Raw genomic sequence first — 22,548 nt, forward strand, 5'->3', positions numbered from 1 at the left:
GGTTATTGTCCGGTTCTAGTCGATGATGTCTATCTTGGAACCGTTCTGTAGATTGATCTGCCCGGTAACTATTACGAGTTCATTGCTGTCCAGACCATCTAATATTTCGACCTTATCACCGAATATTCTTCCAGCCGTTACACCGGTCAGTTTTGCAACTCCATCCTCAGCGACAAAAACCTGGTTACTGCTTACACTTCCCAGGAACGCATTTCTAGGGGCCACCAGTATCTTTTCGCTTTCCCGGTCTGACGAGGTGAAGGATGCCGTCCCGTACATGCCCGCCTTCAAGGCGTTGTCCGGATTGTTCGATATCTCGATTTCCACAGGAAAATTCAAACTGCTATCCGATTTCGGTGCTATAAACGTGATTTTCCCTGCAAATGTCCTGTCTGGTAAGACACTGGCTTTTACATTTACCGGGGCACCCGTTTTTAAACTGGCCACTTGGGACTCGTTGACCGTAACCCTAAGTTTAAGTTTGGAGACATCGACAATTTCGAACATTGGTGTTGCTGTTGCCAGAACAGAACCTGGTTCGATAAAACGCTTATTTACAACTCCTTTTATCGTAGCTTTTATGCTGACATCACTCGCATTTACCCTCGCTTGTTCCAGTCTCGATTGTGCAGTAACCAAGGTCAACTTGGCCTGATCCATTTGTTGTTCGGTCACTCCACCGGTTTTTAAGGCATTTTCAAAACGGTTGAAATTTTTGGACGCATTCTGATAGGCCGCTTCGGCCGCGTGCAGTTCTGCCGATACCTGCTCACTTCTCACAACTGCCAAAGTCTTGCCCACTCTGACATGATCACCTTCTTCTACCAATACCCTAACGACTCTACCTGGCTTTTCCGCAGAAAAATCCAGTTCTTTAAAGGGCTCGAAGTTTCCATTGGCGGTAAAATTGAGGGGAATAGTTTCCATCTTTACCGTATCAACCTTTACAGTGACACTAGCATTTTTCTGTGCAACTATATCCGTTTTTGCTTGATTTTCTTGTTTGTTGTTCATTAAGATGAAGGCAATCAGGGCCAATACCACTAAAATTGTAAGTATGTATATTATGTTCTTTTTCATCGTGCTTATTAGTTTGTTAGTGACTTTAATTCCCCTTTAGACTTCAACAACAGGATTTCTGCCAGTTTGTATTGTAAAATTGCGGAGTTAAAGTTGTTCCTAGCCTCGGTCAAGGCGTTTTCCGCATCCAATAGATCCGTTAGCGGAGCCAAACCTTGGACGTAATTGTTTCTGGTATTGTCCAAAACTGCCTGTGCCAACCTGACATTTTCGTTTTGATTGTTGACGGTCGCAATACTATTGTTTATTTGGGTTCGGGCATTTTCGTAATCAAGATCTAAGGCCAATTCGGTATCCTTGATATCCTCTTGTAAGATCCGCAGATCTATATCGGCCTGCATTACTTTGGAACGTGTACCAAAACCTGCGAAAATGGGAATTTTCAAATTCAATCCTATCGATGAAAAATCGGACCAATATACCTTGTCCTCAGGCTTTTTGAACCAGGGAAGGTCCGGGCCTTGGCCAAGATAGTTGTACCCAACTGTTAGGGAAAGCGTTGGATAATATTCCGCCTTGACCGCCATTTTCTGGTAAGTCAACAATTGTTCCTGCTTTTTGAGAAGCAGATACTCCGATCGATTCTCGGTATCCGGGGATGAAACTACCTCGCTTGGTCTGAATTCGAACTCGATTTCCGGAATTTCGATTTGGGCGGTTATGGGCATTCCCATAAAAAATTTCAGGGTATTTTCTTGAAGTTGTAGCGCATTGTTTATCTGGAGCCGTTGGGTCTCTAGATTTGAAATTTTAACAATAATCCTGTCCAAATCGATTTTCTTCGCTAGCCCATTTTGAAACTGGCCCTCAATGATATTTTTCGCCTTGATCGTATTTGCCAACGTACTATCAAGTACCTGAAGGTTTAAACGCTGTAGATATACTTGATAGTAACTATTGGCTACCTTTTCTATTACCTGCTCTTGAGTTAATCGATTATTGATCTGATAAAACTCACGGGTAGTTTTTGCTGCTTTTAAACCTGTGTAAACCGATTGGTCAAATAAGTTCTGGTTCAACGAAACACCAAAGACCGAATTCCATTTTTGCCCCAAAGTTGCCTGTATAACGGTGCCCGGTTGCCCAAAGGAACTTCCATCGATCACATTGGTCTGTAGGATGGGATTATAGACCAAACTACCATTTCCTGTGATCTGTGGCAATGCTCGCGAACGAACTTCCTGGATTTGGTACTCACTATTTTCAATGGCCAGCTTCGATTTTTGTGCATCGGCCTTGTATTCAAGAGCATAGGAAACGGCATCCTTTAGGCTAAGCTGCTTTATTTCCTGGGCATTGGCTACGCAAACAAGGCATAAAAGGGAAATGCTTAAAATTTTTTTGATCATAAACGGATACGTATTTAATGGGGGAGAAATTTTAGGATGTCCTATAGGGTTTTTTAAGATCCTCTTGTTTTATGTATAATTCTTTATTACCTAAAGTTTAGGAGCCGTTTCTATGGATGCTATATATACATCTTGCCAAAGCCACTAAATCTTTTTGTCCACTTTGGAAAAGTTCCACGTCCACCACGTTGATGGATTTACCACTTTTAACAATCTTTGCCTTGGCCAAAATATCCCCTTCAACGGTAGGATGGAGATAATCGATCCGCATATCCAAGGTATTTATCCTGTCCTGTAAGGAATCGAGGGTCGTCGCTCCGGCAGCTCCTCCAGCCGTATCGGCCATAGCGGCCAAAATTCCTCCATGCCATCGTTTTTGCAGATAGTCGCCTATGAATTCTTTCTTAAAAGGGACTTTGATGCACACGTACCCAAGTCTGATTTCCATAATTTCTAACCCGAATATTTTATTGGCCGGCATCATGTTTTCAATAGCATGCTTTAAAAACAAATAGTCGTCTTGCCCTATTTCCTGCATTGGTCAGATTTTAAAAATTAAAAGATTTTTTTTTTGCTAAAATAAATATTATTTTAGACTTTCTAACTAAAAAAGTCAAATGTTCAATATTGAAAGTACCGATAATTTTTCGTTAATACTTGATTCCGCCAAAAAAAGATTTTGCCGTTATGGCCTTAAAAAAACAACAATGACGGAGATTGCCGGGGATATAGGTCTATCAAAAGCATCCCTATACTACTACTTCTCCACTAAAGAAGAACTTTTCAAGGAAGTAGTAAAGCAAGAACATAAAACATTTTTAAACGAGATTGAAGGTCTTCTTTCTTCGGTTGTCCCTGCAGAAGAGTTATTCCATATTTACCTAGAAAGGCGACTGATCTACTTTCGCGATTTTGCACACCTCAGTTCTTTGAGCCTGGAATCTATAAACAGTTTAAAACCCGTTTACGCCCGCCTATTCGAAAACCTTCGCAAAGAAGAAATACGACTTGTGAGTAAAATATTGGAAAAAGGTATTGCCGCCCAAGATTTTGAAAATCTTGATATTGCTTATTATTCGCAATTGTTCATTGCCATTTTCCAAGGGTTGCGGCACAATGTACTTATTAAAAAAGACACAATAAATATCACGGAAATTGAGTATTCTCTATTGCAGAGACAATATGAAAGCGCATTAAAAATGTTCGTGAAAGGAATCAAAAAATAAATCGTAGGCCGGCCTTTAGAAAAAAGGAAACTAATTATTTGTTGCCTGTGCCATTATAATTTTTTTGTAATGAAAAACAAGATGCTGCCCAAGATTAGATATTTGCCTTTTTATGCCATCTCGACCCTGCCGATGCCTGTTCTGTACCTGTTATCGGACATATTGTTTGTAGTGGTCTATTACCTCATGAAGTATAGAAGGAACTTAGTCTCGGACAATATCAAAAAATCCTTTCCTCAAAAACCACAAATTACACTGAGAAAAATTGAAAAGAACTTCTATCGGCATTTCTGTGATATACTTGTCGAATCGATTAAGACATTGACCATCAGTAAAAGGTCGGCAATGAAACGTTTGCGTATAGAGAATCCGGATTTGGTAGAACATTATTTAAGCGAGAATAAAAATATTTTGCTTTACACTGCCCATCAGGGAAATTGGGAATGGTTGATATTCCTACCACTTTTTTTCCTTACCGATCAGACACTTTATACAAACCAATTAAAAACCACTATTTCAATAGCCTATTTAAAATTATCAGAGAACGATTTGGTGTCCATTGCATTGAATCCACCAAGGGATATAGGACCATTATCGACCTTGAACGAAAGAATGTCATTATGTTGAACTGCATCATCGGCGATCAAAGCCCTGTCAGAATCAGTACCAAACATTGCTGCCATTTTTTGAACAGGGAAACAGCTTTTTTCTAGGGGCCGAAAAGCTTGCCAAAAAAACCAGTGAAGTTGTTTTGTTCCCTTCTTACAAAAAAATAAAAAGAGGGTACTATGGACTACATTTTTAGTTTGATAACGGAAAGTCCCGTTTCCGTGAGAATCAATGGGATTATAGAAGACTATGCAGAGGCATTGGAAAACGTGATCTTTAAATCGCCGGAACTTTGGCTATGGAGCCAAAGAAGATGGAAGTTAAGTGCCTCAATTTGGGATTTTAAAGTACCCGGCATTATTTGGTCTATCCAAAATGCTATTGAAATTTAAGACCAGTTATATTTGACTAGAAAGAACCGAAACAAAAGGTTTAACGACCTAATATTATTTATCATTTTGGTGATCTTTATCATATTTCGCTATCGTTATAAATACGTAACTTTATGTTGCCTTAATAATTTAACCCAATGATCTGTAAATCCGAACTTGTTGCATGCTCCGCCTTAAACTTCGCTCAATTTGGGAGTAAACGGTTCACACTCGATGAGTTGGCAAATCAGCTTGGCATATCAAAGAAGACCATCTACAATTATTTTAGGAAAAAAGAAGAATTGGTTCAAGAGAGTACGGTCTATCTACTGCAAAGATATTCAAGGGAGATCCAAGAATCGGAGATTGCTTTCTGTAAAGATCCTCTGGAAAAGATAATACTGATATACAAAAAGGGTTTCGAACATTTAAAATTTTTCAGTCCCACGTTCCTTTTCGGACTAAAGAAATATTACCCTAAGGCCTATGATCTCTATTATAGCTTTCGAAATGATTTGGTAAATAAAACTATTTACGAACTCTTTGTCGATGCACAAAAATTGGGCTTTATTCAAAATGAGGTGAACTTGAGATTGGTTTGTGAACTGTACTTTTTGAATTTGAACACTATCGCTTTTGGTAAAACCAGTCTGTTTGATAAATATACCCAGCACGAGATTCTACAACATCTCATAATCAACACCATAAAAGGTATTGTAACCGAAGATTACACCAACAGGTTTATCCAAAAATAGACTGACAACCGTCATGTATTATAATTGCCCCCATCCTTAGGACAGGGACAGGGACAATTACAAACAAAAACTTGACGAGCTAGCCCATAAACTCGCCTAGCGATCAGATAAAGTGCATTGGTCATTTTTGCGCCTCTTCCTTTCCTTACGCACCGCTCTTCAACTAGACTAGGATGGCATTGATAATTTCAGAAATCGGGGCTGTCGGTGGAAAACCACTTTGGGAAAGAAAAATCTGCGGAACTATCTCCATTTCAATAGTATCTTTATCGTGTACTTTGTGCATGGACTATGGAATTTAAGTATGGTAACACTGATCTCAGAAGTCTGTAAGGTTCCCTGAAAAACGAAGCGTTGGAAATTAGAGTTCAACGTTTAAATTTGAGGCAATGAAAAAAAGCAGATTCACCGAGACACAGATCATCAAGGTCCTAACGGCACAAGAAAAGGGAAAGACCGTTGCCGAGATATGCCGCGAGCACGGTATCAGCCAACCGACCTTTTACAACTGGAAGGCAAAATAAGGGGGGCATGGGAGTAGACCAACTCAAGAAGATGAAGGAGATGGAGTCGGAACTTGCCGAGTTCAAGCGCATGTAAGCCGATCTTGCCTTTGAGAACAACGCCCTGAAGAACCTTATCGAAAAAAGCTAAGCCCGCCGAGAAGCGAGAAGCTGTCGGATACCTGGCCAAAGAGGTAGGGTTGAGTATCAGGCGGCCTGTGGGGCGGTGAGCCTTAGTCTGTCGGTCTATTATTACCGTTTCAAGAGGAAGCCCGAAGACGAAGTGATTATGGATTCTTTGGAAAAGCTGGCCGAAGGTCACCCGACCTACGGGTTCAGAAAGATGTTCCATATGCTCAGGGCAATGGGCCACGGCTGGAACCACAAAAAAGTCTACAGGGTCTATGTGTTGATGGGGCTGAACATTCGAAGAAAGCGAAAGAGAAGGTTGCCCGAAAGGGTAAAGAGCCCACATATACACCCCGTGGACTGTAACATCACATGGAGTGCCGATTTCATGCAGGATACCTTGACCAACGGAAAATCGTTCAGGGTCTTCAACGTAATCGACGACCTAAACAGGGAACCCCTGGTGTCCACCGTCGACACTTCGCTCAGTGCGAGGAGGATAACAAGAGAACTGGACAGGCTCATCGAATGGAGGGGTTCACCGGAGACCATCCGCGTGGACAATGGCCCTGAGTTCACTTCGGCCATTTTCAATACATGGGCCACAAAGAACGGTGTCGAGATCCGGTATTTCCAACCGGGAAAACCGACCCAGAACACTTTGGTCGAGAGGTTCAACGGCATCTACCGTAAAGAGGTTTTGGATGCTTATCTGTTCACGGAGCTTGATCTGGTCAGGGACCAGACCCAGAGATGGTTCCGGGAATACAACAATGTCCGACCACATGAATCATTGGGCAACAGGCCACCGAAAAAATTTTGGAAAGCCGAGGGAAATCCAGCTTTCCCTAATTGCTAATGGACAGCCATTTCACAAAAGAAAGTATATTTATGGACGCTTTGCTTTAGGGGAACCTTACACTATCTCTCGTCCAAAAAAAGTTTAAATCACTTCATATGCAAAATAACCTACTGAAGCAAGGTCGTGTTTATGACTTATATTGAAAAATGGTTATTCCAAAACTTATCAAATTTTCTCAATAAACCTCAAATGTAATATTTCATGTTTTAAAGTAACGCCAAAGACAACAGGCACTGCCAGTAATTACCTTCTTTAGAAAAGCAGAAACGAAACACAAAACACCATAAATTCGTTACATAATTAGGCATTAGAAGCAAATGCAAAACCATGTTTTGATAATATGTAGATTGTTGTTTAAAGGCTTTGGTCTATTTGTATTAAAAAATAATACTTAACGGTTTCGCCCGGTTTCAATGTGACGAGGTGTGACTTTTTTTCAATATCTTTTGGAGAATCCTCAAAATCATGATGTGAGGCCATAGGCTCAATGCACACAAACGGATATCCTGGAGGGCTCCAAATATTGACATTCGGAAAATTACCCAGAATCAAACTTATGTATGGTTTTTGGCCAGATTTGGCCAGACCAATTTTAGTGATAACTGAATCTTTGATGAAAATCCCAGTATTAGGTATCCTGTCATCATCAAATCCAAGAGTTGTCTCATTTTGTAAAAAGGGGGCTACCGAATCTTTCAGAAGACTATTTTTAATTAGTTCTCTTTGGGCAGAAAGGGATTTATAAAAAAACAACTCATGCTTTTTTCTATCATTTGGTTGACCAAGTGACAGATTAAACCCAGGATGCCCCCCAAGTGCAAAATACATGCTATGGGTATCGTCATTTCTGATGACGTATTCGTTCAAGATGGTATTATCGGTCAATTTATATCGAACTGAAATTTTGAACAAAAAGGGATAGTTTTCATGCAATATTTCTTTGTTGGGAACAAAACTTAATGTAACCTCATCATTTGATTTATGTTTTACTGTCATAAAGCGCTCTTTTAAAATTCCCATTTTCGGCATATCGTATTTGACGTTCCGAAAATAAAATTCGTTGTCCCTGAATCTGACATTTACTGGAAACATTATGGGAGCCCTGTCCGCCCAATATTCACCATTGCCCTGCCATAGGTACTCAAACTCACTGATTTTGCCTTTTATGCTTTGAAGTTCAGCCCCTTTTTTGCTTATTGATACCCTAATGGAATCATTTTCGAGCCAAAGTAACTCAGAACCTTGGCCATGGACTGTAAAGAAAAATGTCAAAAAAATAAATAAAAAAGCCAATACTTTCAGGTGTGGCATTTTACAATCCCACTTAAAAGTCTTTTTCGAATCTGTTGGTTTCACGGTGTGAATGTATTAGTTCATAATAAGAAAATCAGCATAAGGACAGGAACTGGAAGCAAAAGTAAAAAAGCGCAGACAAGCTGCGCTCCCTTAAAAAAACTAACTCAAAATCAACCTATCATATTACTTTTCACCATGTAGGTAAGCGGACATAGTCGGAAATACCTCACCGATGAGTTGCTCACTGACCTTGTCACTATGTTTGCCGGTGTACCAGCAGGTGCTATGTGGTATTTTTTCCTCTTTCAACAATGTAGAGAAATAAACTGAACCTTCGAGCAATCCGGGAGTTTCGTCCTGATAGCCACAACTCAATGCAATTTTTTTGTACTGGGTTAAATTGTTCTTGTAATTTTTCACTTTTTCTTCCAAATTCCCAAAACCAGCTACCCATTTCTCTAGGACTTCTTCTTTCTTGGAAAAGGTGCCATCGGCATTCATCGTAAACGGGAATGCAATCTTTAAGGGTTGTGAAAGATCGGGAGAGAATGCAGATCCAAAGGCAAGAATACCAAATATGCTCGTTATCTTTCGGTCATACGATTTTAATTCTTGTTGCAAGGTTTCAGAAAAATCCTCATCCCTCACATTTACCATTTTTTCGGATAAATTCTGAACCTGCACCAAGGTCGAATCGTTCTTAAACATACCATTCAATAAATTATCATTTGCCAAAACGGCAGGACTCATGGCATAGGCCACAGAAAATACCTCGGGATGCCTTAAGCTGATATTGATTGTTCCACCTCCGCCCATTGAATGTCCACTTATTCCACGAGATTCCCGTTTCGCCAAAGTTTTGTAATGGCTGTCAACATAAGTAATGACATCTCTTACAATAAAATCTTCCCAATTTCCCGAAACAGGTGAATTGGCATACATCGACCCTTCAAACAGATTATGGCCGTTGAGTTCTATTAAGATGAACTCGTGTTCTTTACTATTCTTCATATAACTGTCAAAAGCCTCCGTTTTGGGATATTCGCCAGCCTCAACGGTATAACCGTTCAAAAAATAGACAACTGGAAACAATTGATCTGAGTCTAAGTAAGACGGTGGTAAATAAACCCCAATCTTTTGCACATCTTTCGTGCCTATTAAATTATCCTTAAGTGATGGAGCCGGAATCTCCACCAGCGAATAGTTGCTTTTTTGGTCCTGTGCTACTATGCCCCCGCCTAATAGAAGCAATAAAATAACCACACATTGAATTTGACCTCGTTTTTTCATATATATATTGTATATTGATAAATTAAAACTAGTTTGAAATTTAATTGATAATTCAAAGGTCAACCCCTGTCTTTCAACTGATCTTCCCCTTTGACCAAATTTAAATTATGGATTTTGACCAAGGCTTTGATTTGCTCAATGACATCAGGGTTACTTTCGGCAACATTATATTTTTCAGATGGGTCCACTTCAAGATTGTATAGGAGTGGGGGGTCATGTTCTTCACGCATCGGTGGGCCATAGGCACCTTCCGTTATGAAATGGGCTTTGAAGGCTCCCAGCCTAACCGCATAAAGCTCATCTCCCCTGTAATAAAACACTTCTTTTCTCTCACTTGGTTTTTTTTCAAAGAGTGTTGGCCCAAGGTCATTTCCATCCATCTGTCGATCTTCGGGCAATGGCACGTTTGCCAATTTGCTGAAAGTGGTAAACAAATCCATGGTGGTGCCAATTTGGGTGACCAAACCAGGTTGGATTCGGCCTGGTCCCCAAAAAATACATGGCTCACGCATACCCCCTTCCCATGTAGATCCTTTTCCTTCCCTCAATAACCCTGCACTTCCACCTTCTTGGTTCATGATGAGCCATGGTCCGTTGTCTGAGGTGAAGACTACAATTGTATTCTTATCTAGGCCACTATTTTTTAATTCGGCCAATATTTGTCCCACCCCATGGTCAATTTCTTCAACAACATCGCCATAGAGCCCCCTATCGCTGGTGCCCAGAAAGTCCTTTGATGCGAAAAGGGGCACATGTGGAAGATTATGGGCCAAATAAAGGAAAAAAGGTTTTTCCTTGTTCTTCCTTATGAACTGTACCGCCTCTTCATTATAACGTTTTGTCAATGTGTTCTGATCAGCTGGGCGCTCCACTATCTCCGTATTGCGCATCAGTGGAACATTGAAAGTATTTATATCTTTCCTCTCTTCCGATTTCCAAAAATCAATATACCCTTGAGTTGACCTGAATGGAATAATGTTGTCCATGTCATTGCTGTAAGGAATACCAAAATAATAGTCGAACCCTTGGCTCGTTGGCAAATACTCCTCTTTATGTCCCAAATGCCATTTGCCAATGCAAGCCGTCACATAATCGACTTTTTTTAATTGTTCGGCCAAGGTTATCTCACTTTGCGGCAATCCTTTATGGGAATCGGGAAAAAGAACACGGTTCACCTTACTGGTCATTCCATTTCTGATGGGCAATCTCCCGGTCATCAATGCTGCCCTGCTGGGTGTGCATACGCTCGACCCAACATAGAAGTTCGTCCATTTTTGGCCTTCGACCGCCATTTGGTCCAGGTTTTTGGTGTGTATTGTAGGGTGCCCATATGAGCTTAAATCACCATACCCAAGGTCATCGGCAAAAATGACAACAAAGTTCGGAGGTACGTCTTCTCTCTGTGTAACTTGGTCGACATTGGCTTGTTGTCCCGTGCAGGTGCCAACCCATGACAAGAAGGCAAGTGTCAAAAACAGCTTTATGTTCATGAATCTAATCGTATTTACTTTCATCTAAATTTAATTTTTAATATTCAAGCAAGGCCTGGTAAATCCACAGAAGTCTACCAAGATAGACTTCAGTAAAGCGAAAAGGTTGGAAGAAACCTTGAGGTAGGCCGACCATTAAATTAATCTGGAATACTTTTCTTTTCATTATATATTATATTCTCGACTCCCAAAAAGAACACTGATGTTTTTAATATCCAGGATTTTGTTCCAAATTTGAATTGGCATCCAGTTCTCTTTGGGGAATCGGATAGAGCACATGAAAATCCTGGGCATTTTTCCCCCTTGCTTGGGCCCTAGAAATCATGACCCCGTGTCTTATTTGGTCTTCCCTCGCATTTCCTTCAAAGTAAAATTCCCACTCCCTTTCACTCAATATGGCATCTCTTAAGGAATCTTTGCCAAAACTTCCCAGATTCAAGGGGGTGGCACCGGCCCGGTTCCTGACCTCGTTGATCAGGTCGATGGCCTCTTGGGTGGGACCATTGAGTTCATTGAGTGCTTCTGCCCTTGTCAACAATATGTCCGCATACCTGATGACAATAATATCATTGCCAGCTGACGCTCCCACGGCATTTGGGTCAAAAGGTAATTTATAGGGGTGTGATTGATCGTTGCCCAACCCCATTACCAGTTCACCGGTTGCCGTACTCTGCCATTCGGTTATTATACGGCTGGTTCTAGTATCTGTCGCCTCAAAGGAGTTTACAAAATCATCAAATAAGTAAGTGCGTGCAGCAAATACAGAATTGTTCGGGAAAGGTCTTGGATAATCCGGTGGGAAAATCAGCGCATTCATAAACTGGCCCGCCCCAGCAGCATCTTTGGGAAGTGCCCAAATGACCTCGGCATTGCCCTCGTTCGATATTTCAAACACGTCTGAGTAATTGGGTAAAAGACTGTACAGTCCCAAATCGATAACGCCCGAGGACATGTCGGCCGCTTTTTGCCATTGCTTGGTGTTCAGGTAAAACTTTGCCAAGACCGACATGGCCACGCCTTTGGATGCTTTTCCAAAGGCCGGAGGTTGGTTGGGTAAAGTGGCTATTGCCCCCAACAGTTCCTGCTCTATAAAGGCCTGAGTCTCTTCGTCAGTTGATCGGGGCAGCAAAGGATCATCAGTAGAAGACCGATAAATCGGCACCCTACCAAAAAGCTTGTAAAGCTCCGAATAGGCCCATCCCCTTATAAAATGGGCCTCGGCTTCCGTTCTCTGCTTAAAATCATTCGAAAAAGAATCATTGTCCAGGTTGTCCAGGACCAGATTCGCATCACGAATGGAACTAAAGTACACTATCCATACAGGAATCAATTGGCCATGGTTGCTGTCCCAATTGTAATCGATCAATGATTGCCATACACTTTCAATCGACCCACCAGCGCCCCATACCTCACCGGCTGGCATGGTTCCCAAATAATAAGGGGACCAGGATTCATCATCCCCAGCCCTATGCGAATAGGCATAAGCTGCATTCAATAAGGAGCTGAGACCTTGCTCAGAGGTAAAAAGTGTTGAGGGCGAGAGCTCAGAGAACACCTCTTCCTCCAAACGTTCTTCACAGCCCAGCAGGCCAGACAGCATTATAGTGAGAGCTATTCTATAATAATAAGTTTTCATAATTATGATTTTTTTAATTGTTTGACCTAAAAATTGGCAGTAAGACCCAACATATAGGTTGTTGCCAGGGGATAACTACTATAATCGATCCTAACGTTACTTCTACCGAATGAATTAGCCTCAGGATCAAATCCCACATAATCAGTAATTGTAAACAGGTTCTGGCCGGTCACATAGACTTGAAGTGAGTTCAAAAAATCAATATTTTGAACTGGAACGTTGTACGATAGCCTGACATTTTTCAAACGCAGGTAAGATGCATCTTGAATGGTCAGGGTATTCACTTTTCCTGCACCATAGGCATTGGGGTTTACCCCTGATGGCCATTTAGCACCTGTATTTTGGGGCGTCCATCGATCCAATATTTGGTGCGCAAGTCGGTTTCTTCTGAAGTTTGCAGGATAGAGAGACTCTATCAGGTTGATATTCAATAGGTCGACACCTGCCTGACCTTGAAAAAAGAAGTCCAACGTCAAATTCTTGTAGGAAATTGAATTTTGTATACCATAGGTAAAATCAGGATATGGGGTGCCTATAATGGTCTGGTCGGTAGGCGTAATGGCCCCATCTCCATTTCTATCTTCAAAAATTGGAAAGCCTGGCTGGGCTGTGGGCTGTGGTGAATTGGCTATATCGTCACCTTCCTGAAAAATGCCGGTGACAACATATCCATAATAGGAGGCCAGGGGATCACCTTCTTGAATGATCGCCGTGTTGCCCACTGCTTGTACACTTCCCGTCACAATACTTTCAATTCGTCCCAAATCCACCACTTCATTCTTAATGGCGGAAAAATTCAATGAAGTATCCCATTTAAAATCATCGGTCACTATGTTGGTCGAGTTAAAAAGAAACTCAACCCCACTGTTCTTAACTTCGCCTACATTTGTCAATATTGATGAATAACCGGAAGCAAATGGCAATGGAAGGTCAAACAACAAATCCTTCGATTCTTTTGAAAAATAATCTAAACTACCACTGAATCTGCCCCCTGAAATACCGAAATCAAGACCGATGTTGAGTTGTTCGGTGGTTTCCCACTTAAGGTCTGGATTTGGAATACGCTGGGGGGAGACACTGCCTGAAATGGTGCCACCAAACACTACGTTGGGTCCTGTTCCAAAGGTCAGTTGCGATGCATAGTTGCCAATTTCCTGGTTACCTGTCTGACCCCAACTCGCCCGTAGCTTGAACTGGCTGAAACTATCGGGAATAAATTCTTCTTGGTCAAGTTTATAGCCCAAGGCAAAGGATGGAAAATAACCCCATTTGTTGTTCTCTCCAAACCTTGATGACCCATCCGCCCTTATTGAGGCGGTAAATAAAAATTTGTCAAAAAGGTTATAGTTCACCCTGCCTAGATATGACAACAAGGTATTTTCTTCCTTGCCACTAGAGAGTACATCCGTATTGGTGTCGCCCAGTGCCAAATTGTTAGTTTTGATATCATCTGTCGGAAAACCGCTGATATTACCGGAAAAGAACCGCGAACTGAACTTTTGAAAGGTGATACCACCCAATACCGTAAGTGCATGGTCTTCGTTAAAAGCTTTGTCATAGGTCATCGTGTACTCGAACAGATAGTTGGAGCGTTCCAATACGTTGATGTTCGCGATACCGCCAGCGGCACCGCCACGAATGGTCTGGGTGGTATTGTAAATGTCACGTCTCGATGTTTGTCTGTCGGTCCCGAAATTGAACTTGCCTGAAAGATCTTCAGTGAAATCGTAGTTCAAAAAAGCACTTCCGAATGTTCTATTGGTCTCGCTCTCGCTAATGATGGCATTTATCAAGGTAACTGGATTGTTGACAGTCAGATTCGCCGACTGGCTAAAAGTACCATCGTCATTAAATATGGTCTCCGTAGGATCATATAACAATGAAGAATAAATAGGCCCTGCTTGCTCATTGGTATTGACGCCATCGACATTGTTGTTGTCCTTGACCAAACTTGTGTTGAAGTTTAGGCCTATCTGGGTCTTGTTCCCAATTTTTGTCTCAAGGTTTATTCTTCCGGTATATCTTTTTATCCCCGTATTTTTTACAACACCTTCTTGATCAAAATAGTTGAATGAGGCATAATAGTTTGTGTTTTCGCTGCCCCCGCTCACAGCCAGGTTGTGATTGGTCAAAGGAGCCGAGCGAAAGACTTCATCTTGCCAATCGGTCCCCCTGCCGATTCTTGAAATATCCTCATTGTTGAAAACCACTGCGTTTCCTTGTGCAATTGACAAGTCGTTTATGGCATCTATGTATTGTGAGGTGGAAAGCACATCGATTTTTTCAGCGACCGATTGGATACCTGCATATACATCATACGTGACATTTACCTTGCCTTTGCTTCCCTTCTTGGTAGTGATCAAAATTACCCCATTTGCCCCTCTTGAACCGTAAATTGCCGTTGCTGAGGCATCCTTTAAAATCTCTATCGATTCCACATCAGCTGGATTCAGGGAATTCAAGGGATTCCTAGGGCTCAGGTTTTGACCTACTTCGGCCACCCCGCCAGAACCAAGGTTGGGGCTGTTGTCAATCGGGAACCCATCTATTACATACAAAGGCTCGTTACTGGCATTCAAAGAGTTGGAGCCCCTGATCCTAATTGCCAACCCACCTCCAGGGGCTGAACTGGCTTGGTTTATCTGTACCCCAGCAGCCCTACCTAGCATCATTTGGTCCACGGATACGTTCGCCCCCGGGTTCATGTCGTCTTGACCCAATGACGCCACGGACCCAGTTAAGTCACTTTTCTTCTGCGTTCCATAGCCGACAACCACGATTTCATCAAGGACGGCAGTACTTTCCTGCAAAACAATGTTCAAAACCGATTGTCCGTTGACAGGGATTTCTTTCGTAGTGAACCCGATATAGGATACGGTCAATATGACATCACCGTCAGTTACCTTGATCGAAAAATTTCCATCAAAATCGGTTTGGGTGCCGTTCGTGGTTCCCTTTTCGATGATATTTGCTCCTGCCAAAGGAACTCCTGAATCATCCAAAACCGTTCCGCTGACCGTAAAATCTTGAAAAAAAACGGCGTCGGTGTTTGGTATATGATAGGTTTGATCTTTAAAGACTGTTACTTGTCTGCCAATAATATTGTAACCTAGACCGTACGATTCTAATAAAGAGTCAAGAACGTTAGGTAAGGTTATATTGTTTTTCTTGAGAGTAATTGAATTATCATTGGGCAAAATACCATCTTTGTAAAAAAAGATGTACTCGCTTTCATCCTGTAACTGGTTGAATAGTGTCTCTAAACTTACATTTTTAAGGTCAAGATTAAACTTGGTCTGTGAGTAAGAGTGGTTTGCATAGAGAGCGGTTAACCCCAATAATATGTAACAAAGAAAGGACCTCATTATTTTTATTGAAATGGATTGACCATTTAATTTGCCTAGAACATGGGCAATACTTAAGTAATTATTCATAATTTTAGAGTTCAGTTTAGTTATTACTTCGGTAATACATTTTACCGGCAGATGCGCCAACATCTGTCGGTTTTCATTTCATTCTGTATATTTTATTTCATAGGCACTGTATCTTTTAAATTTAACTTGGTGGAGGCCAGTATGATTTTGTCGGTTTGATATTCCGCAAAAAAGTTAGATGCTTCTCCTATAGTTTGTATGACTTGCCCCAGATTTTCCTTTAAGTCAAGTTTTCCAGAAAATGTTTCTGTTTTTAAATGATTTTCCTTTATGAAAATTTCCACACCATAATATCTCGACAATTTTGTGGTGATATATTCCAAATCACGGTTTTTCAGATTTAGGAAGCCTTCTCTCCACCCAAAATATTCATCAATGTTCACATCGTGCATTTCTATTTCTTTGGTTTTGGTATTATAGCCAGCCATTGTGCCCGGGGCCATCTTAAAAGACTTTTCGTCATCATGGTCATAGGTCACCAAAACACTGCCGCTCTTAAGAACTGTACTAGCCATTTCATCATCGGGATAAGTGCTGACATTGAAAACGGTTCCCAATACATTGATCTCCTGATTGGTCGAGATCACCCGAAAGGGTTTTGATGGGTTATGTGCAACTTCGAATATGGCCTCACCTTCGAGAAAGACCTCCCGCTCCTTATCCCTGAAAAACGCAGGGTAGATAAGCCTAGACCCTGAATTTATCCATATTTTCGTTCCATCAGAAAGGGTCACGTCGGTACGTTTTCCAAAGGGCACCAGTATCGTGTTGAATACAGGTTTTTTTTCATCTTCTATAGTTTGTCTATATTTTTCACCTGTTCCCACGTGCAGATCTTTTCCCGTTGACGAGTACCTTAATGTGTTGTTCTTTTCATTTAGTTGAATTTTTTCTCTCTCTCCGAGCACCACGATTACTTGGCTGCTACTGCCAAAGTCAACAATTGATTTATTTTCATCAATATAATCCTGCAATGACTGTTCGCTAGATTTGTCAAAAACGGTAAAAACAGCAAACAACAGCGCTATCGATGCCGCCGCACCGTACAACAACGTTGCCCTTCGTTGCCTTTTTGCATTTTTTCTTAGAAGTTTGGCCGATCTTATAATACGGCTCTTAAGCTTTGTCCGCTCTAAGTCGGAAAGTGGTTCGTTCTCGCTAAAGTTCATACTTTATTTGTAATTATGGGGTAAATGGAACTTACCGTCCATATATAAGAGGGCAGTTTTTGATATTTATAGACAAAAAAAAACGCTTTTTTAAAAGAACAATGTTAAGGCCGTGTCGCGGATCGTTTTTAACGTTCTGTAAACCAGCGTTCTGGCAGAAGCAACAGAAAGTCCCAAATCTCCGGCGATCTGTTGATATGTCTTTTCTTGGGCGAAACGAAGTCGAAGTATCTTTCGTTGATGATCCGTTAAATTAACCATTATTTTTTTTAGCCTCTTTGACAGTTCATTTTCTTTTTCATCTTCGATCATTTCTTCCTCATGTGAAATAACCGTCAGGCCTGCAGTAGAGTAACTATTGTTAAAGGTTTCCAATTCGCTCTCCAAACTCTTGATCTTATGGTCGCTTTGCTTAATGAGTTTTCTTTTAAGGGACATTATCAAATAGGCCTCTATGTTTTTGACATCCGATAATTTCTTGTGGTATCTATAAAGGTCTAGAAAAAGATTGTGGATTTCATCTTGAACTTTAGCTCTATCTCCACTGATTTTGTACCCATAGGCAAAAAGTTTGTCAACGTAAAGGTCATATAGAGACCCCAAAGATGCCAAACAGCCTTTCTTCAGATCTTTCCAGAGCAGTTTCTCTATAGAGTCTAGTACTTGGTCTATTTTTTTTTCTCTTCCCATTGATACCGTAATCCAAATGGTATGGCAAATTTGCCGATTGACAAAATCATAATTAGTAAATGGAATATTATCATGTCCCATTATTGAAATTATCGCAACTAATGTATAAAAAAAATAAAGAATTGATAACAATGATAAATTTTTTTACAAATTAACTTTTTAATGATATGAGAAGTTGGGTGCCCAGCTCAAAAGGGCTAAGAGTGTCAAGAAAACAAAAAATGATGTCTATAAAAAAAGGGTTTTCATCTCTTACTAAAAATGGGCGACCAACAAGTTAAAACTCTGCAGACATGAAAAGTCATCTTAAAAAAATAGGTCAAGGAACGACTAGGTTGTTGCTTATGGTTGCCATCTTATTGGTTTTTCTTATGTGTAAGGTGATGTTTTCTCAGCAAAGCCCGAATATAGTTTGGATAGTATGCGAGGATATTTCCCCTTTTTTGGAAGTATATGGCGATTCAATTGCGAAAACCCCTAACATAAATGCTCTGGCTCAAGATGCGGTTGTTTTTACAAAAGCATATACCACGTCCGGGGTATGCGCACCTAGTAGATCATCCATTATTACCGGCATGCATGCAATTTCTATAGGCACACAACACATGCGCACCCTTTCTAACTCAACAATTTTTATGCCGGAAGGCCTGCCAAGCTATTCAGCCGTTTTGCCGGACAATGTAAAGGCTTTTCCTGAATATCTAAGGGCACGGGGCTATTATACGACAAACAACTATAAAGAAGATTATCAGTTTGAAGTGCCGGTTACAGTTTGGGATGACAGTAGCCCAGCGGCTTCTTATGAATATAGGCCTAAAAACGTTCCGTTCTTCAGTGTGTTCAACTTGGCTGTCACACACGAATCAAAGTTGATGGCGTCGCCAGACAGCATTTTTTTCGACCCCAATGACATGAAGTTGCCTCCATATTACGTCGATACCGAAACTGTGCGCAAAGATATGGCAGTTCTCTATACCCGTATCGAACAAATGGATCAGGCTGTGGGCGAGATTGTTGACAAGTTAAAAAAAGATCAAGTCTATGATGACTCTTATGTGATATTTTTTAGCGATCATGGTGGATGCATGCCTTGGACCAAGCGGGAAATTCTTGAAAGGGGGACGCATATACCTTTAATCATTAAATTTCCCAAAAACCGTTTTTCCGGCACCAAAGACGATAGGTTGATCAGTGCAGTGGACTTGGCACCAACAATGCTTTCCATAGCGGGTATCAAGCCTCCCGACCATCTTCAGGGAACCGCTTTTCTGGGGGCATACAAATCTTCGGAAGGAAGAAAGTATGTCTTTGCGGCGAGAGACCGTATGGCAAATAAATATGATAGGGTACGGTCTGTGAGCGACGGTGACTTCAGGTATGTGTACAACTTTATGCCAGAACTCCCCAAATACCAAGACCTGCAATACAGAAAGGGCATACCCACGATGAAAGAAATATTGGAACTCTATAAAGAGGGAAATTTAGATAACCCCTATCTGTTGGACTGGTTTGCCGGAAATAAACCTTCCGAAGAACTCTATCACACGAAAATGGATCCCAATGAGTTGTTAAATATTGCGGAAGAGCCCCAATATGCGGCAAAAAAGAAAGAACTTAAAGAAACTCTTTTTGATTGGATAACAAAAGTGGGCGACCTATCCTCGGTCGGCGAAAAAGAGATGGTATTCAACAATTGGTGGAAAAACACAAAGGAACCTCCTAAAACATCTCCCCCGAAAATAATAGGTAACAAAAATGGGGTTACTATAGAATGTGCTACTAAAGGAGCTTCGATCGGTTATCGCATAGTTGACCAAGGTGACCTCCTTGACGCGAAATCAAGGCGTAGGGCCAAAAGTTGGGATTTTGGTTTTACAATCGACCAAGAAAAGACCATTGAACTTGTTGATGTGCACAAGCCATGGAAGATCTACCTAGGAGAAACCATTAATTTGGAAAAGGGACAGACACTTATCATCAATGCCCATAGAATCGGGTATTTGCCCAATGAAGTGACCTATACATATTAGAATTTTAACAAAAATTATATAAATCAATTTAACTATGAAGAAAATCAATCGCTTATTTTTTGGAACGGCATTTTTGTCATTGCTATTGTTCGCCTCCTGCTCGGACACATCTTTTGAGGAAGAAAACCTGAATGCTTCCAAAAACCTAACCGAGTCGGATAAAGTATCGCTGTTCGGCAACATGTCCGAAGACATTCAATTTGATGGTTACTACGTAGGGGCGGACACCTTACTTTTTGATTATCGGACCACCAGTATTCTGGATGTGCCCCCAGTATACCCAGAAACAATCACAAACGACGAACCCATATGGTTTATCAACGGTGCCGGCAACGATGTGACAAGACAGTTCAAAAGCATGCTTGAAATTGCAGAATTTACAGGTCGCCCCGTTGTTGGCATACACAATGGCACCAAAGGAGGAAAACTGGATGCTCTTGAAATCATCTTGCCCACCAACGAGGTCGTGGAGGCCGCTATTGAAAAGAGTGTGCTCGAAATCATTGATACAGAGACCAGGGTACTTTTGTTGGGACACAGTCAGGGGGCCTTTCACTTGGCCAGATCACTACGTTCGCTGGAAAACCAGCTTTCGAACAGCCAATTGGGCCAACTCATGGTAGAAACATCGGGTGGTGCAGGTATGTGGTTCCCCCGAGGCCCCCAATATGTCCATTATGCCAACGAAGGTGACCCAGCCCCAAAGTTGCACGGAGTGCTCACCCCGGGCGCATTACCTGGAAATAGAAGCGTTATCTTGATTTTTGATGACGAATGGTATGATATCCCACCTGAGATTGACACCCCTTTTACACGAGTACATGCCCAAATCGTTTATTTGCGGAATCGACTGACTTTTGCCGAGGCTCGGACCTATGCCCCTTTGTTCGGCAGCAAAAAGATCAACTTGGATAATCTATAAATAACAAAAAATGAAAAAATCAAGAAGTTCTATTACTTCAATTGCCATAACTCTACTAAGCACGATGTTTTGTTTTGGCCAGGGAAAAGTTTTGGAAGGACAGTCGGTAAAAAGCGCCATTTTGGGCAAAGAGGTTGATTATACCGTTTATTTGCCAACCGGTTATGATGACTCTACAAGAAGCTACCCTGTAATCTATCTTTTGCACGGTTATGGGGGTGATGAAAATGTTTGGGTACAATATGGGCTTATAGACCATTTCATGGATTCTGCCATTGAGAAGGCACAAATCCCTCCTTCAATTGTAATAATGCCTGATGGAGGGCAGTATTTTTACATCAATGATTTCCAAGGCAATTCAAGGTTTGAAGATATGTTCTTTCAAGAATTTATACCAATGGTCGAAAAAACCTATAGGATTAAAAAGACAAAGGAACACCGGGCCGTTGTAGGCAATTCAATGGGTGGCTATGGCGCCTTTTTGTATGGGGTGAAACACCATGATATGTTCGGTACCTGTGTGCCACTCAGTGCGGCAATTATTTCAATGGATGATCCAATGACCAAAAACCCCATGTGGAAAGGACTGGCTAAAAACCTTTATGGGATGGATGTAGATTCTGAAAACCCGGATACTAGCCATTGGGATGCCAACAACCCCATGAAATTGATTAATACAATAGCAAAGGATAACCTGAAATTAAGACTTTACTTTAACATCGGCGATGATGATTTTCTATATACAGGTAATGCCGCGGCCCATGTCTCATTACGAAACATGAAAATAGACCATGAGTTCCGCATCATTGATGGTGGGCATGATTGGACATTTTGGCGGTCCTCTATCCCCGATTTTCTAAAATATATAGGGCTGGGCTTTATGAGACAGTGAACTTAAAACAGGGAGAGAGCCAAGCCCCATGCGGGCAGGCACTATGCGTAATCTTCATTTCCCGTTATATTGGAAAAACAACGCGCCTTGCCCTAGGGGTTTGGTCTCTATTCCCTTTCGCTTTGGACTTACTACATTTGACTGGACATTGAGAAAAGAGCATGTTGACTGTTTGAATTAACTTTGAAAACATGTCAAAACAAAAAAGAGAGTACACAATGGAGTTCAAGCAAAAGGCTGTCGAACTGAGCCATGCAAGGGGCAATGCAGCAGAGGTATGTAGGGAACTTGGGCTGAACCCCTCGGTATTGGGACGCTGGCGCAGGGAGGCCAAAAAAAATGGGGAGAACAGTTTTTTCCCGGAAAGGGGAACCCCAAGCTTACTGATGAACAAAGGGAGATAAACCTAGCTCAAGAAAAAACTGAGGAGCGTGGAGATCGAGCGCGATATCCTAAAAAAGGCAATAGCCATCTTCTCCTAGGGCGACAGGAAAAATATAGGTTCATAAAACACCACAGGTTCAAATTTCCTGTCGGGAAGATGTGCAAAATGTTCAAGATAAGCAAAAGTGGGTATTACAATTGGTTGAACCGGGCCTTCCAGAAGATGGTTGGAGAACGAGGCCCTGACGGTGGCCATACATGGTATTTTCAAGGACAGCTTTGGGAGTTACGGGGCACCAAGGATCCAGGATGAGCTCTTGAAAAGGGGATATGGGGCCTCAAGACCGAGGGAGGCCAGGATAGTGAGGGCCAACAGGCTTTTCGCCAAAAGAAAGAGAAAGTTCAGGGTCACCACGGACAGCAGACACGAT

General features: G+C 41.5%; 19 protein-coding genes and 2 pseudogenes. 10 read left to right on the plus strand and 11 right to left on the minus strand.

Annotation, left to right across the window (positions count from 1 at the left end):
- Positions 1-15 precede the first annotated feature (15 nt).
- The 3 genes from SD450_RS17015 to SD450_RS17025 form a co-directional block, all read right to left on the minus strand.
- The gene (locus SD450_RS17015) at positions 16-1,080 is read right to left on the minus strand and encodes an efflux RND transporter periplasmic adaptor subunit (RefSeq protein WP_036379401.1); all 1,065 of its coding nucleotides are present in this window, start codon (positions 1,078-1,080) and stop codon (positions 16-18) included.
- Positions 1,081-1,088: 8 nt separating this feature from the next.
- A complete protein-coding gene (locus SD450_RS17020; RefSeq protein ID WP_036386003.1) occupies positions 1,089-2,426 on the minus strand; it encodes a TolC family protein in 1,338 nt (445 codons plus the stop codon).
- Between the two features lie 100 nt (positions 2,427-2,526).
- Positions 2,527-2,967, minus strand: a complete 441-nt coding sequence (locus tag SD450_RS17025) for a PaaI family thioesterase (RefSeq protein WP_036379402.1) — start codon at positions 2,965-2,967, stop codon at positions 2,527-2,529.
- A gap of 79 nt (positions 2,968-3,046) precedes the next feature.
- On the opposite strand from SD450_RS17025, the gene SD450_RS17030 reads away from it, so the two are divergent.
- Both SD450_RS17030 and SD450_RS19555 read left to right on the plus strand, forming a co-directional pair.
- Entirely contained in the window at positions 3,047-3,655 is a 609-nt protein-coding gene (locus tag SD450_RS17030; protein ID WP_051947139.1) for a TetR/AcrR family transcriptional regulator, read from the plus strand.
- A gap of 81 nt (positions 3,656-3,736) precedes the next feature.
- Positions 3,737-4,087 (plus strand): annotated as a pseudogene (locus SD450_RS19555) (lysophospholipid acyltransferase family protein); the annotation flags it as partial.
- Positions 4,088-4,179: 92 nt separating this feature from the next.
- On the opposite strand, the gene SD450_RS17035 reads toward SD450_RS19555, so the two are convergent.
- A complete protein-coding gene (locus SD450_RS17035; protein WP_318345632.1) occupies positions 4,180-4,329 on the minus strand; it encodes a hypothetical protein in 150 nt (49 codons plus the stop codon).
- A 114-nt stretch (positions 4,330-4,443) separates the two neighbouring features.
- On the opposite strand from SD450_RS17035, the gene SD450_RS17040 reads away from it, so the two are divergent.
- The 3 genes and pseudogenes from SD450_RS17040 (at position 4,444) to SD450_RS17050 (ending at position 6,881) form a co-directional block, all read left to right on the plus strand.
- Positions 4,444-4,656, plus strand: a complete 213-nt coding sequence (locus SD450_RS17040; RefSeq protein ID WP_036379405.1) for a lysophospholipid acyltransferase family protein — start codon at positions 4,444-4,446, stop codon at positions 4,654-4,656.
- A 137-nt stretch (positions 4,657-4,793) separates the two neighbouring features.
- Positions 4,794-5,390: a TetR/AcrR family transcriptional regulator gene (locus SD450_RS17045; protein WP_036379408.1), complete on the plus strand. Its 597-nt coding sequence runs from the start codon at positions 4,794-4,796 to the stop codon at positions 5,388-5,390.
- Positions 5,391-5,779: 389 nt separating this feature from the next.
- A pseudogene (locus tag SD450_RS17050) lies at positions 5,780-6,881 on the plus strand (IS3 family transposase).
- Between the two features lie 357 nt (positions 6,882-7,238).
- Here the strand turns inward: SD450_RS17050 and SD450_RS17055 are convergent.
- The 7 genes from SD450_RS17055 to SD450_RS17085 form a co-directional block, all read right to left on the minus strand.
- The gene (locus SD450_RS17055; RefSeq protein WP_147378248.1) at positions 7,239-8,240 is read right to left on the minus strand and encodes an aldose epimerase family protein; all 1,002 of its coding nucleotides are present in this window, start codon (positions 8,238-8,240) and stop codon (positions 7,239-7,241) included.
- Between the two features lie 123 nt (positions 8,241-8,363).
- Entirely contained in the window at positions 8,364-9,470 is a 1,107-nt protein-coding gene (locus tag SD450_RS17060; protein WP_051947140.1) for an alpha/beta hydrolase, read from the minus strand.
- A 59-nt stretch (positions 9,471-9,529) separates the two neighbouring features.
- Entirely contained in the window at positions 9,530-10,960 is a 1,431-nt protein-coding gene (locus SD450_RS17065) for a sulfatase family protein (RefSeq protein WP_067033896.1), read from the minus strand.
- A 208-nt stretch (positions 10,961-11,168) separates the two neighbouring features.
- Positions 11,169-12,596: a RagB/SusD family nutrient uptake outer membrane protein gene (locus SD450_RS17070; protein ID WP_036379417.1), complete on the minus strand. Its 1,428-nt coding sequence runs from the start codon at positions 12,594-12,596 to the stop codon at positions 11,169-11,171.
- Positions 12,597-12,622: 26 nt separating this feature from the next.
- Complete coding sequence (locus tag SD450_RS17075) at positions 12,623-16,093, minus strand: TonB-dependent receptor (protein WP_081894174.1); 3,471 nt, start codon at positions 16,091-16,093, stop codon at positions 12,623-12,625.
- A gap of 29 nt (positions 16,094-16,122) precedes the next feature.
- On the minus strand, positions 16,123-17,199 hold the full coding sequence (locus tag SD450_RS17080) for a FecR family protein (protein WP_036379419.1): 1,077 nt from the start codon (positions 17,197-17,199) through the stop codon (positions 16,123-16,125).
- 90 nt (positions 17,200-17,289) lie between these two features.
- A complete protein-coding gene (locus SD450_RS17085; RefSeq protein ID WP_036379420.1) occupies positions 17,290-17,970 on the minus strand; it encodes an RNA polymerase sigma factor in 681 nt (226 codons plus the stop codon).
- 212 nt (positions 17,971-18,182) lie between these two features.
- On the opposite strand from SD450_RS17085, the gene SD450_RS17090 reads away from it, so the two are divergent.
- The 5 genes from SD450_RS17090 to SD450_RS17110 form a co-directional block, all read left to right on the plus strand.
- A complete protein-coding gene (locus SD450_RS17090; RefSeq protein ID WP_081894176.1) occupies positions 18,183-19,919 on the plus strand; it encodes a sulfatase family protein in 1,737 nt (578 codons plus the stop codon).
- A gap of 34 nt (positions 19,920-19,953) precedes the next feature.
- The gene (locus SD450_RS17095) at positions 19,954-20,841 is read left to right on the plus strand and encodes a hypothetical protein (protein ID WP_036379423.1); all 888 of its coding nucleotides are present in this window, start codon (positions 19,954-19,956) and stop codon (positions 20,839-20,841) included.
- A 10-nt stretch (positions 20,842-20,851) separates the two neighbouring features.
- Complete coding sequence (locus tag SD450_RS17100) at positions 20,852-21,733, plus strand: alpha/beta hydrolase (RefSeq protein WP_036379425.1); 882 nt, start codon at positions 20,852-20,854, stop codon at positions 21,731-21,733.
- Between the two features lie 191 nt (positions 21,734-21,924).
- A complete protein-coding gene (locus SD450_RS17105; protein WP_220123573.1) occupies positions 21,925-22,137 on the plus strand; it encodes a transposase in 213 nt (70 codons plus the stop codon).
- A gap of 207 nt (positions 22,138-22,344) precedes the next feature.
- The coding region (locus tag SD450_RS17110) for an IS3 family transposase (RefSeq protein WP_318345633.1) at positions 22,345-22,548 on the plus strand (204 nt) is incomplete at its 3' end.

Source organism: Flagellimonas baculiformis (genome assembly GCF_033441575.1).
Taxonomy (GTDB): domain Bacteria; phylum Bacteroidota; class Bacteroidia; order Flavobacteriales; family Flavobacteriaceae; genus Flagellimonas; species Flagellimonas baculiformis.